The following is an 11,451-nucleotide window of genomic DNA, read 5'->3' as shown; positions in this document are numbered from 1 at the left end:
CTACCTCAGCTTCAGTGTGGCAAGGCCGACCAGCACGAGGATCACGGTGATAATCCAGAAACGGACAATCACGCGCGGCTCAGGCCAGCCCTTGAGTTCAAAATGGTGATGAATCGGCGCCATGCGGAACACCCGCTTGCCGGTCAACTTGAAGGACGCGACCTGGATCACCACAGACAGGGTTTCCATCACGAACACACCGCCCATGATGAACAGCACGATTTCCTGGCGCACGATCACGGCGATGGTGCCCAGTGCTGCACCCAGCGCCAGTGCGCCGACGTCGCCCATAAAGACTTGCGCCGGGTAAGTGTTGAACCAAAGAAAACCGAGGCCGGCGCCTATCAAAGCGCCACAGAACACGATCAGCTCACCCGCGCCCGGTACATAAGGAATCAGCAGATAATCGGCGAATTTTACGTTGCCTGACAGGTAGCAGAAGATACCCAGCGCACCGCCCACCATCACCGTTGGCATGATCGCCAGCCCGTCGAGGCCGTCAGTCAGGTTGACCGCATTGCTCGAACCGACAATGACGAAGTAGGTCAGCACCACAAAGCCAATACCCAGCGGGATGCTGGCGTCTTTAAGGATCGGCAGAATCAGCGTGGTTTCGACCGCACTTGGCGCTGTCGCATAGAGAAAAATGGCAGCGCCCAGACCGAAAACCGACTGCCAGAAATACTTCCAGCGGCTCGGGAGGCCGCGGGAGTTTTTCTCGATCACCTTGCGGTAATCGTCTACCCAACCAATGGCACCGAATAGCAGGGTCACAATCATCACGACCCAGACATAGCGGTTGCTCAGATCAGCCCACAACAAGGTGCTGACTGTGATCGCCGACAGGATAAGCGCCCCACCCATGGTCGGCGTACCGGACTTGGACAAGTGTGATTGCGGGCCGTCGTTACGAACGGATTGGCCGATCTGGCGATTTTGCAGGGTGCGGATCATCCACGGCCCCAGGCACAGCGACAACGACAACGCGGTCAGTACGCCAAGAATCCCGCGCAGAGACAGGTACTGGAAGACCGCGAAGCCTTTATGGAACTGTTGCAGATACTCCGCTAGCAGCAGCAGCATTAGTGTTTCTCCCCGCTGGAACCGCACAAAGCTGCAACGACGTTTTCCATCGCTGCACTGCGCGAGCCCTTGATCAAAATAGTGGTGTTGGTTTGGTGCTCAGCGCGAAGCGCCATGATCAGGTCAGCCTGATTGGCGAAATGACGAGCCTGTGGTCCAAATTCAGAGACGGCATGAGCCATCATCGGTCCCACCGCATAGAGCGCTGAAACCTTGTCGGCGGCATAAGCGCCTACTTCACGATGTCCTTGCTCCGCCCACTCACCCAGCTCGCCAATATCTCCGAGCACCAGGACGGTGCGGCCGGAAAAGGCGGCGAGTATATCAACGGCAGCGCACATTGAGGTGGGGTTTGCGTTGTAAGTGTCATCAATAATTCGCAAGCCTGCAGCGGTCACTTGAGCGACCGCACGGCCTTTGACCGGTTGTACCGCTTCTAGGCCCGTTTTGATGCCAAACATGGACACACCCAACGCATGGGCGGCGGCCGCAGCGGCCAAAGCATTGGCCACGTTGTGAGTCCCCAGCAGGTTAAGTTGGACCTGCTCGACACCCATCGGGCTGTACAGTGTGAAACCGGGGCAGCCCCTTGCGTCCCGCGTCAGATCACCCGCATGAAAATCGGCTTGGGGATTACTCAACGCAAAGCTGAGCACTTTGCGACCTGCCGCACGGTTCTTCCAAATACTAAAAGCCTTGTCATCCAGATTCAGAACGGCGATACCATCAGCGTCCAACCCTTCAATGATTTCGCCTTTGGCTTCAACGATTTTGTCTGGCCCGCCGAACTCGCCGACATGAGCCGTGCCCGCATTGTTGAGCACGGCAACGTGTGGCTTGGTCATGGCGACGGTGTAAGCAATTTCACCGAGGCGCGATGCACCCAGCTCGATAACGGCAGCGGTATGTTCCAGGGTCAGCTCGAGCAACGTGAGCGGCACACCCAGATCGTTGTTCAGATTGCCTTTAGTGGCTAACACCGGGCCACGCGTGCGCAGAATGCAGGCGAGCATTTCTTTGACGGTGGTTTTACCGCTGGAACCGGTAATGGCCGCAACAGGCTTGTCATAACCGGCGCGATTGAGCGCGCCCAGTTGCCCCAGAGCTTCGCGGGTATCTTTGACCAACAGCTGCGGCAACGTCGACTCAGGCACTTCGCGCTCAACCAACGCTGCAACAGCACCCTTGGCAGCTACTTCATTCAAATAGTGGTGGCCGTCGAAACGCGGGCCGGTCAGCGCGATAAACAGCTGGCCTTTGCTGATGGCCCGGCTGTCGATGCTGACGCCGTTGAAACGGCTATCCGCGGCGATTAAACGCCCGCCTAGCGCTTGGGCAACTTCGCTCAACAACAGAGGCTTAAGCATGTGGAGCCTCCCAAGCGTCGAGCGCCTTTTGAGCTTCGACCAGATCAGAGAAGTCATAGCGTACGCCGTTGAGTTCCTGATAGTCCTCATGACCTTTGCCCGCCAACACAATCACGTCTTCCGCGCGAGCGTTGCCAATAAGGCGGGCAATGGCCTCGCCTCGACCGGCGACGAAGGTGACGTTATCGGGGGCAGCAAAGCCCGCTCGAATGTCATCAAAAATTTGCGCAGGCGCTTCTGTCCGCGGATTGTCATCGGTAACCAACACGCCATCAGCCAAGCGCTCTACCACCTCGGCCATTAACGGACGCTTGCCGCGATCACGGTCGCCACCGCAACCGAACAGGCACAACAACTGGCCTTTGGCATGTGGCCGCATGGCCAGCAGCACTTTTTCCAGTGCATCCGGGGTATGGGCATAGTCGACCACCACCAGCGGTTTGTCGCCGCCGCCCAAACGCTGCATGCGCCCCACCGGGCCTTCGAGCTTGGGCAGCACTTTGAGAATGTCATCCAGCGGATAGTCCAGCCCCATCAAGGCGCCGACTGCCGCCAGCACATTGCTTAGGTTGAAACGCCCGAGCAAGGTGCTGCGCAGGTGATGCTCACCTTGCGGCGTCACCAACGTGGCGCGCACGCCCTCGTCATCAAACGTCGCTGCACGGCAATACAGGTAAGCGCTGCTGTCTTCAAGGCTGTAGCTGATCAGGCGAGAATCGTGTTTTTCAGCGGCCAGTTGGCGACCGAACCCATCGTCCAGATTCAGCACGCGGCAGCGCAGATCAGACCAGGCGAACAGCTTGGCCTTGGCAGCAGCGTATGCCTCCATGGTGCCGTGGTAATCCAGATGATCACGGGACAAGTTGGTCAGTACGGCGACATCGAATGCCAAGGCACTGACGCGCCCCTGATCCAGCCCATGGGACGACACTTCCATCGCAACCGCTTTGGCGCCGGCCTTTTTCAGGTCAGCCAGCATGGCTTGCACCGAAATAGGGTCCGGCGTGGTGTGGCGGCCACTGTGTAACGCGCCATAAAAACCAGTGCCCAGAGTGCCGACGATGCCGCAATGCTGACCCAGCAGGTCAAGCGCTTGTGCGACCAATTGGGTCACGCTGGTTTTGCCATTGGTGCCCGTGACGCCCACCAGATTCAGGTGATGGCTCGGCTCGCCATAAAAGCGTCCGGCGATATCCGACAGCTGGGCGGCCAAGCCTTTGACCGGAATCAGCGGCACTGCCGTGATCGGCAACACATCTGCACCTTCCACTTCATAGGCCACCGCGGCTGCGCCACGTTGCAACGCATCAGTCATATGCGCACGGCCATCGAGCTTGCCGCCAGGCACCGCGAGGAACAAATCACCGGCGCGCACATTGCGACTGTCAAGGGCCAACTCACGGATCAACAGATCGTGGCCTGCGTGGGGGAAAATCTTGTTCAGGCTCAGGGACATTAACCGCGCCCTCCTTTAGCTGTGGCAGCGGCGGCGGCCGCTTGTTGCTCAGCGGCCGTCGGCAAATTGTCCGGCGTCACGTTCATCAAGCGCAGGGTGCCGGACATGACTTTGCTGAACACCGGGGCCGAGACCAGACCACCGAAGTAACCGGCTTTGCTGGGCTCATCAATGACCACAACGATCGCGTATCGCGGATCGCTCATCGGGCCAAACCCGGCAAACAGCGAGCGGTATGAGTTCACGGCGTAGCCTTTGACGCCGCCTGAAGAGGTTTTACGCGCAGTACCGGACTTTCCGCCGACGTGATAGGCAGGAACCTTGGCACGCCAGACGCCACGCGGGTTTTCAATCACTTCCTGGAGCATGCCCTGTAGCGTTTTGGCCACTTTTTCCGGCATGACTTGCGTGCCTTCAAGAGGCTTGTCCTTGTCCGTTTTGAGCAGGGTCAACGGCGCGAGCTTGCCGTTGTTGGCCAATGCCGAGAACGCATGAACCAGTTGGATAGCCGTTACCGACACGCCGTAGCCGTAAGACAGCGTGGCCGTTTCAGCCTTGCGCCACTCGCGGTAGTTGGGCAGGTTGCCGACGCGCTCGCCGGGGAAACCCAGACCGGTGTCTTGCCCCAGGCCCATTTTGGCCATCTGCCGGAAGATCGCTTCCCCACCGATATCGAAGGCAACCTTACTCATGCCCACGTTACTGGAGTTGATCAGGATGCCGGTCAAATCGAGAACCGGACCTTCAGTGCGCGATACGTCACGAATGGTGTATTTGCCCAACTGCAACGTGCCCGGATACACCTCAACCTTGTCGGTGGGTTTCCAGCGGCCGGTTTCCAGCGCAGCGCTCATCGAAATGGGTTTAACGGTCGAACCCGGCTCAAACACGTCGATCATGGCGCGGTTACGCATCATCGCCGGCTGCAGGTTGCGGCGGTTGTTCGGGTTGTAAGTGGGTTGGTTGACCATGGCCAGAATCTCGCCGGTCTTTACATCCATAATCACCAGGCTACCCGCCTTTGCACCGTTCTCGACCAGCGCATTGCGCAGCTCGCGGTTGGCCAGATATTGCAGACGCAGGTCAATGGACAACGCCAAGGTCTTCCCTGCCTTGGCGTTTTTGGTCACTTGGATGTCTTTGATCAAGCGCCCTCGTCGGTCCTTGATCACTTGTCGCTTACCCGGAACACCGGCCAGCCATTCGTCGTAAGCCAACTCGACACCTTCGCGACCTTTATCGTCAATATCGGTAAAGCCGACCATGTGCGCGGTGACTTCGCCGGCAGGGTAGAAACGGCGAAACTCTTCAATGCCGTAAACACCCGGCACTTTAAGATCGAGCACCACCTGACCCTGCTCCGGCGTCAGCCCCCGAACCAGATAGATAAACTCTTTGTTGGCTTGCTGTTCAAGACGCGCAGTCAGTACTTTCGGATCCTGACCCAGCGCGTGCGCCAAGGCTGGCCAGCGATCTTTGGCAACCTGCATTTCCTTGGCATTGGCCCACAACGTGGTCACCGGCGTACTCACGGCCAGCGGCTCGCCATTACGGTCGGTAATCAGGCCACGGTGCGCCGGAATCTGGATATGACGCATGCTGCGAGCATCGCCCTGACCTTTGAGGAAGTCATGGTCAATCACCTGCAAGTACACAATTTGGCAGGCAATAGCCCCTACCAGCAGTGCCAGCAATGCCAGCACTACGCGAAAACGCCACGGGTAGAGTGCGCCTTCGAGTTTGATCATGGCGCCACCATCCGCACTTCCGCTGCGCCCGGAATGTGCATTTTCAGTTGTTCGCTGGCCAGTGTTTCGATGCGGCTATGGGCCGTCCAAGTACTTTGCTCAAGGATCAGACGCCCCCACTCAGCTTGCGCTTTGTCACGCACGCTCAGCTCCCCGTACAGGGTATTGAGCAACTGCCGGTTCCAGTGAGCGCTGTAAGAAACGCCCACGGCCGAGACCAGCACGCCAATAAATAGCAGCAACATGAAAAAGCTTCCGCCGGGAAGTGGCTTGGCGAAGAGCTTGTTCAACGAAGCTTCTCCGCGACGCGCATAACAGCGCTGCGCGAACGCGGATTGGCTTTGAGCTCCGCTTCAGAAGCCGTCTGTGCCTTGCCGTGGATCTTGATTTTGGGAATAAAGGCAACGTGCTGTACGGGCAGGCCGCGGGGCAAATTATCGGGCTCGCCCTTGACCAGTTTGCGCATGAACAACTTAACGATACGGTCTTCAAGCGAATGGAAGCTGATTACAACCAGACGACCGCCCACTTCGAGCGCCTCCAGCGCCGCTTCGAGACCCGCCTCCAGATCACCCAGCTCGTTGTTGACGTGAATACGCAACCCTTGAAAAGTTCGGGTCGCCGGGTGCTTGCCCTTCTCCCAGGCCGGATTGGCCGTTTTTAACACTTCAGCAAGATCACCCGTGCGTTCGAACGGTTTGATTTCGCGGCGCTCAACGACTGCGCGAGCCATGCGGCCCGAGAAACGCTCTTCGCCGTATTCTTTGAATACGCGGGTGATTTCTTCATGGGAAGCCGTGTTCACAAATTCGGCTGCGCTGATCCCTTGACTCGGGTCCATGCGCATATCCAAAGGGCCGTCATTCATGAAGCTGAAGCCGCGTTCAGGATCGTCAAGCTGCGGCGAAGACACGCCAAGATCAAGCAGTACACCGCTGACCTTACCCGCCAGACCGCGCGCAGCGACCTCAGAACCCATCTCGGCAAAACTGCGCTGCACAATGACAAAGCGGCCGTCTTCGGCCGCTAGCGCTTGCCCGGTGGCAATCGCTTGGGGATCTTTATCAAACCCGAGGAGACGCCCCTCAGGGCCAAGCTTCTGGAGTATCAAGCGGCTATGTCCGCCGCGACCGAAGGTGCCATCCAGATAGCATCCATCAGGACGTACGGCGAGAGCCTCTACGGCTTCGTCGAGCAGTACGGTGATGTGGTTGAAGTCGCTATCTATAGTCACAGAATTAAATCACGCAGTTCTTCAGGCATAGCGCCCGGTTGTTGAATGGCTGCAAGGTCAGCGGCAGAAACAGCTTCCCAGGCATCCTCGTCCCACAGTTGAAACTTGTTCAGCTGGCCAACCAGCATCGCGCGCTTATCCAACCTGGCATATTCGCGCAACCGTGGTGGAACCAGAAAACGACCACTGCCATCGAGCTCAAGGTCGACGGCGTTACCAATCAAAAGGCGCTGCAAACGACGGTTTTCTTCACGTAACGAAGGCAACGCACGAAGCTTGGTTTCTATCAGTTCCCACTCATCGAGCGGGTACACACATAAGCAGGGATCGACTGCATCAATGGTCACGATCAGTTGCCCGGAACTCTTCGAAATCAGCTCGTCACGGTATCGACTCGGCATTGCGAGGCGACCTTTGGCATCGAGACTGATTGCGTTAGCTCCGCGAAACACGAGGCGTCACTCCATTTTTTAGCGTTTTACGTCGAAAAAACCCACTCTATGCCACTTTTCTCCACTTGCGCACACTATAGGAATGCGCCCACCACACCGTCAAGGAGATGCCCTAAGGAAAATCCTTACATAACGGAGATTTAACGAAGTAAATAGACGCACAGCAATTAGCGAAAGGATTTTTCAGCAGACGATACACAGCAAACTCAGGGCTCTAGACTTCAAACTTAAAGTAGTTTGTTAGGAGTAAGAACTTTTTGGCATTACACCATTGTGTTTGCTTGCGAATATTTCGAGGGGATGTAACGTAATGTTTCAACCAGCGACCTGCTTGCGACGCAAGCAGGTGAAAAAAGGTGGAGAGTCGATCTGTAAGCCGGGTTCTGTCGTGAACAGTCATTCGTCTACGATGGCCATCACTGGACATCTTTAGCAACCTACCCGGTCCCAGCGCGGGCCACGCCTTGGGACCCTATTTGGTCTTGCTCCAAGTGGGGTTTACCTAGCCACGAACTGTTGCCAGTCGTGCGGTGCGCTCTTACCGCACCTTTTCACCCTTACCGGCACCGAAGTGCTTAGGCGGTTATTTTCTGTGGCACTTTCCGTAGGCTCACGCCTCCCAGGCATTACCTGGCACTTCGCCCTATGGAGCCCGGACTTTCCTCCCCCCCCTAATTTTCATAGAGGGCAGCGACTGTCCAATCGACTCTCCGGCGCAAAGGTTAACTGTACAGAGCGTATAGAACAAGCGCTAAAGCCACATAGCCACTACATTCATCTGTCGCCAAACCTTTTGCCGGCAGAATAACAAACCAACAAATATCAAAGAGCCACTATCCAAAGCACGCTTATTCGGCTTTTTGCTTTTCCAGCGCCACTTGATACAAAACGTTTTTGCGTTCGCCCGTTATTTCAGCGGCAAGGGCTGCGGCACGCTTAAGTGGCATTTCCTTAAGGAGCAGATCGAGAATCCGCATGGCCTCGCTGCTTACCACTTCACCGGTTTCAGGTGCAGTCCAGCCCGCCACCAAAACCACGCACTCCCCGCGCTGCTGATTGCTGTCGCCTTCAACGAAAGCCCGCAGCTCAGCCAGCGGCAAACCCTTGAGCGTCTCGAAGGTTTTGGTCAGTTCACGCGCCAGCAGCGCGGGACGCTCGGGACCAAAGACCAGCTCCAGATCTTGCAGGCACTCAAGAATACGGTGAGGCGCCTCATAGAAAATCAGAGTGCGCGGTTCTTCTTTCAACAATTCCAGCCGCGAACGGCGCCCAACAGCCTTGGCTGGCAGAAAGCCTTCGAAGATAAAACGGTCTGAAGGCAAACCTGCCGCAGACAAGGCTGCAATCAAGGCGCAAGCCCCTGGCACCGGAACCACCTTGACGCCTGCGGCCCGCGCCTGACGCACCAGGTGGTAACCGGGATCAGAAATCAGCGGCGTGCCCGCATCGGAGATCAGGGCCACGTCTTCACCGGCCAGCAACCGCTGAATAAACCGGCTGCCTTCTTCACGTTCGTTATGTTCGTGGCAGGCGCCCAACGGCGTGGAAATACCGAAATGCTGCATTAAACGCAGGGAGTGACGCGTGTCTTCGGCCGCAATCAGCGACACCTCGCGCAACACTTTGAGCGCACGCGCACTGATGTCGTCCAGGTTACCGATGGGCGTGGCCACCACATAAAGCGAGCCGACAACGGAATTCATTGCACCTGGAGCAGTCAAAACGCACACCTCATGAGAGTTAAAGGCGCCATTGTAACGCCTAGACCCCTCTTGAAAGCACCCTCCAGAATGGCCGTTAACCGCTTAATCGAAAAACTTCGGCCGTCACACGTCGTATATGTGATCTAAATTTAAGCTTTAACGAAGGTAACATCGCGCCCCGGCCAGCGCTTGGGTACACTTCCCCCCCTCCATTGTTCGAGTATCAGGAACACTACATGATCGTTTGCCTGCGGCTGTTCACTGCCCTCTGCCTTGCTGCCCTTTTGGCGGCTTGCGCCAGCTCGCCTTCGTCCAGCCTTGGCGAACTCCCCCGCACCCCGGACGCCAGCCTTGAACAGCTGCTGCAACAGGCGTCCGCCAGCCAGGATCCGCAAGAGGCCGCGCTGCTGCGCTTGTCCGCGGCCGACCTCGCCATGCGCCAGCAAATCAACGAGCGCGCCGCGCAGATTCTCGCCCAGGTTCCGGTGGATCAACTTAAACCCGCCCAGCAGGTGTTTGCCAGCACGCTGGCCGCTGAACTGGCCATGAACCGCAACGACCCTAAAGCCGCACTGACCGCATTGAGCCACCCGAGCGTCGCTCGCCTTGACGAGATGCCAGCCGACTTGCAGGTGCGCACGCACACCGTTCATGCCCGCGCTCTCGAAGCCGACGACCAAACCCTCGCGGCTGCGCGAGAACGTGTAGCCATGAGTGCACATCTGACGGGCGATTCAGCCAACAGCAACAATGAAGCTATCTGGACGCTGGTTGCCGCGTTGCCGGTCGAGCAATTACAAGCTTCAGGCAATGACGTGCTGGGTGGCTGGATGTCCTTGGCCCTGGCAGTGAAGCGTGCCGGCACCGTACAGGAACAACAAACGGCCATTGACCAATGGCGCGCCCAGAACCCTGCTCACCCTGCCGCTATCCAGCTGCCTACACCTCTTGTCAAACTCAAGGAACTGGCCAGCCAGCCCCTGACCAAAATTGCGCTGCTGCTGCCGCAAGAAGGCCAACTGGCTTCGGTCAGCAAAGCGCTGCGAGACGGCTTCGTCGCTGCTCACTATCAAGCTCAACAGGCCGGTCAAAACCCGCCGAGCATCCAGTTTTATGACAGCTCACGCCTGACATCGCTGGATGATTTTTATCGTCAGGCCCAAGCCGATGGCGTGCAACTGGTAGTCGGCCCACTTGAAAAAACACTGGTCAAGCAACTCAATGCGCGCTCGCAATTGCCCATTACCACACTGGCCCTGAACTACAGCGAGGGCACTAAAGGCCCGGCTCAGCTGTTTCAGTTTGGCTTGGCCGCTGAAGACGAAGCCCGCGAAGTGGCTCGCCGCGCACGTGCCGATGGCTTGACCCGCGCTGGCGCCATGGTGCCTAAAGGCGAATGGGGCGAGCGCGTACTTAACGCCTTCCGTCAGGAATGGGTTGCCCACGGCGGCAGCGTTGTCGGCATTGAATACATCGACCAACCCGTTGCATTGGCCCAGCAAGTGGGCGATTTGGTGCAGCAGCGCAAAAACTCGAGCGAGCCAATGCAGTTCCTGTTTTTGGCAGCCACCCCTCAGCAAGCCCAACAGATCAAGCCGACCCTCAATTACCAATATGCCAGCGACCTGCCTGTGTATGCCACGTCCCACGTTTTCAGTGCGAGCGGCAATCAGGACCAGTACAACGACATGAACGGCGTACGTTTTTGCGAAACACCTTGGCTGCTTGAACCGGGTAATCCTCTGCGCCAGCAAGTTGCCGCGCAGTGGCCTCAAGCGGCTGGCAGCCTGGGACGCCTCTATGCAATGGGTGTTGATGCGTACACGCTGACTTCTCGCCTGGGCCAACTCAAGGCATTGCCTGATAGCCGGATTGACGGTTTGTCCGGCAGCCTCGGCATGAGCCCAACCCAGCACGTTGAGCGCCAGTTGCCATGGGCCGAGTTTGTTAATGGCCAGGTCCAACGCCTGCCTGATACCCCGAACTGATGCCTGACCGCTCCAGCCAGAACACAGGTAAAGATGCCGAGCGCCTGGCGCTGCGGCATCTTGAGCAACATGGCCTGCGGCTGCTGGCGCAAAACTGGCTGTGCAAACGCGGCGAGCTGGATCTGGTCATGCTTGACGGCGATACAGTAGTATTCGTCGAAGTTCGTTACCGGCAACACGCACAATGGGGTGGAGCACTGGCCAGCATTGACACACGCAAGCGTCAAAAACTGATCCTTGCCGCTCAGTACTTTTTGCAACGCGAGACGCGCTGGGCCAATTACCCGTGCCGATTCGACGTTATTGCCATGGACAGCGCAACACCTCACTTGAACTGGCTACGGAACGCCTTTGACAGCTAATGGGCTGCCAGGCCTATCCAGCACCCTGTTTTAAACGATATTTGCTTTGCTTTGCGGG

10 protein-coding genes and 1 other RNA gene are annotated in these 11,451 nt (G+C 57.6%); 2 read left to right on the top strand and 9 right to left on the bottom strand.

Annotated elements, in window-relative coordinates:
* The 9 genes from mraY to rsmI form a co-directional block, all read right to left on the bottom strand.
* On the bottom strand, positions 1-1,083 hold the full coding sequence (gene mraY / locus GHN86_RS01905; protein WP_153379031.1) for a phospho-N-acetylmuramoyl-pentapeptide-transferase: 1,083 nt from the start codon (positions 1,081-1,083) through the stop codon (positions 1-3).
* On the bottom strand, positions 1,083-2,450 hold the full coding sequence (locus GHN86_RS01900) for a UDP-N-acetylmuramoyl-tripeptide--D-alanyl-D-alanine ligase (RefSeq protein WP_153379032.1): 1,368 nt from the start codon (positions 2,448-2,450) through the stop codon (positions 1,083-1,085). The genes mraY and GHN86_RS01900 overlap by 1 nt, the downstream gene beginning before the upstream one ends.
* Positions 2,443-3,906 (bottom strand): UDP-N-acetylmuramoyl-L-alanyl-D-glutamate--2,6-diaminopimelate ligase, encoded by a 1,464-nt coding sequence (locus GHN86_RS01895; protein ID WP_153379033.1) that lies wholly within the window; start codon positions 3,904-3,906, stop codon positions 2,443-2,445. Before GHN86_RS01895 ends, GHN86_RS01900 begins: the two co-directional genes overlap by 8 nt.
* Positions 3,906-5,654, bottom strand: a complete 1,749-nt coding sequence (locus GHN86_RS01890) for a peptidoglycan D,D-transpeptidase FtsI family protein (RefSeq protein ID WP_153379034.1) — start codon at positions 5,652-5,654, stop codon at positions 3,906-3,908. The genes GHN86_RS01895 and GHN86_RS01890 overlap by 1 nt, the downstream gene beginning before the upstream one ends.
* Complete coding sequence (gene ftsL, locus GHN86_RS01885; protein ID WP_122785729.1) at positions 5,651-5,944, bottom strand: cell division protein FtsL; 294 nt, start codon at positions 5,942-5,944, stop codon at positions 5,651-5,653. Before ftsL ends, GHN86_RS01890 begins: the two co-directional genes overlap by 4 nt.
* On the bottom strand, positions 5,941-6,888 hold the full coding sequence (rsmH, locus tag GHN86_RS01880) for a 16S rRNA (cytosine(1402)-N(4))-methyltransferase RsmH (protein WP_397462601.1): 948 nt from the start codon (positions 6,886-6,888) through the stop codon (positions 5,941-5,943). The genes ftsL and rsmH overlap by 4 nt, the downstream gene beginning before the upstream one ends.
* Entirely contained in the window at positions 6,885-7,340 is a 456-nt protein-coding gene (mraZ, locus tag GHN86_RS01875) for a division/cell wall cluster transcriptional repressor MraZ (protein WP_323369945.1), read from the bottom strand. Before mraZ ends, rsmH begins: the two co-directional genes overlap by 4 nt.
* 356 nt (positions 7,341-7,696) lie before the next feature.
* Positions 7,697-8,050, bottom strand: an RNA gene (rnpB, locus tag GHN86_RS01870) — RNase P RNA component class A.
* Positions 8,051-8,188: 138 nt separating this feature from the next.
* Complete coding sequence (gene rsmI, locus GHN86_RS01865; protein WP_153379035.1) at positions 8,189-9,043, bottom strand: 16S rRNA (cytidine(1402)-2'-O)-methyltransferase; 855 nt, start codon at positions 9,041-9,043, stop codon at positions 8,189-8,191.
* 236 nt (positions 9,044-9,279) lie between these two features.
* Between rsmI and GHN86_RS01860 the strand changes: the two genes are divergently transcribed.
* The gene (locus GHN86_RS01860) at positions 9,280-11,031 is read left to right on the top strand and encodes a penicillin-binding protein activator (RefSeq protein ID WP_153379036.1); all 1,752 of its coding nucleotides are present in this window, start codon (positions 9,280-9,282) and stop codon (positions 11,029-11,031) included.
* Positions 11,031-11,393, top strand: coding sequence for a YraN family protein (locus tag GHN86_RS01855; protein ID WP_153379037.1), 363 nt, complete (start codon positions 11,031-11,033; stop codon positions 11,391-11,393). The genes GHN86_RS01860 and GHN86_RS01855 overlap by 1 nt, the downstream gene beginning before the upstream one ends.
* Positions 11,394-11,451 lie beyond the last annotated feature (58 nt).

Source organism: Pseudomonas helleri (assembly GCF_009600315.1).
Classification (GTDB): domain Bacteria; phylum Pseudomonadota; class Gammaproteobacteria; order Pseudomonadales; family Pseudomonadaceae; genus Aquipseudomonas; species Aquipseudomonas helleri_A.
The sequence above is the reverse complement of the archived record's forward strand: the minus strand, read 5'-3'. Positions and strand labels throughout refer to the sequence as shown.

What these genes read in the sequence shown, in the direction of transcription:
- GHN86_RS01895 (WP_153379033.1), bottom strand. Translation starts at nt 3,906, where the DNA reads ATGTCCCTGAGCCTGAACAAGATTTTCCCCCACGCAGGCCACGATCTG.
- GHN86_RS01900 (WP_153379032.1), bottom strand. Translation starts at nt 2,450, where the DNA reads ATGCTTAAGCCTCTGTTGTTGAGCGAAGTTGCCCAAGCGCTAGGCGGG.
- rsmI (WP_153379035.1), bottom strand. Translation starts at nt 9,043, where the DNA reads ATGAATTCCGTTGTCGGCTCGCTTTATGTGGTGGCCACGCCCATCGGT.
- GHN86_RS01890 (WP_153379034.1), bottom strand. Translation starts at nt 5,654, where the DNA reads ATGATCAAACTCGAAGGCGCACTCTACCCGTGGCGTTTTCGCGTAGTG.
- GHN86_RS01860 (WP_153379036.1), top strand. Translation starts at nt 9,280, where the DNA reads ATGATCGTTTGCCTGCGGCTGTTCACTGCCCTCTGCCTTGCTGCCCTT.
- mraY (WP_153379031.1), bottom strand. Translation starts at nt 1,083, where the DNA reads ATGCTGCTGCTGCTAGCGGAGTATCTGCAACAGTTCCATAAAGGCTTC.
- GHN86_RS01855 (WP_153379037.1), top strand. Translation starts at nt 11,031, where the DNA reads ATGCCTGACCGCTCCAGCCAGAACACAGGTAAAGATGCCGAGCGCCTG.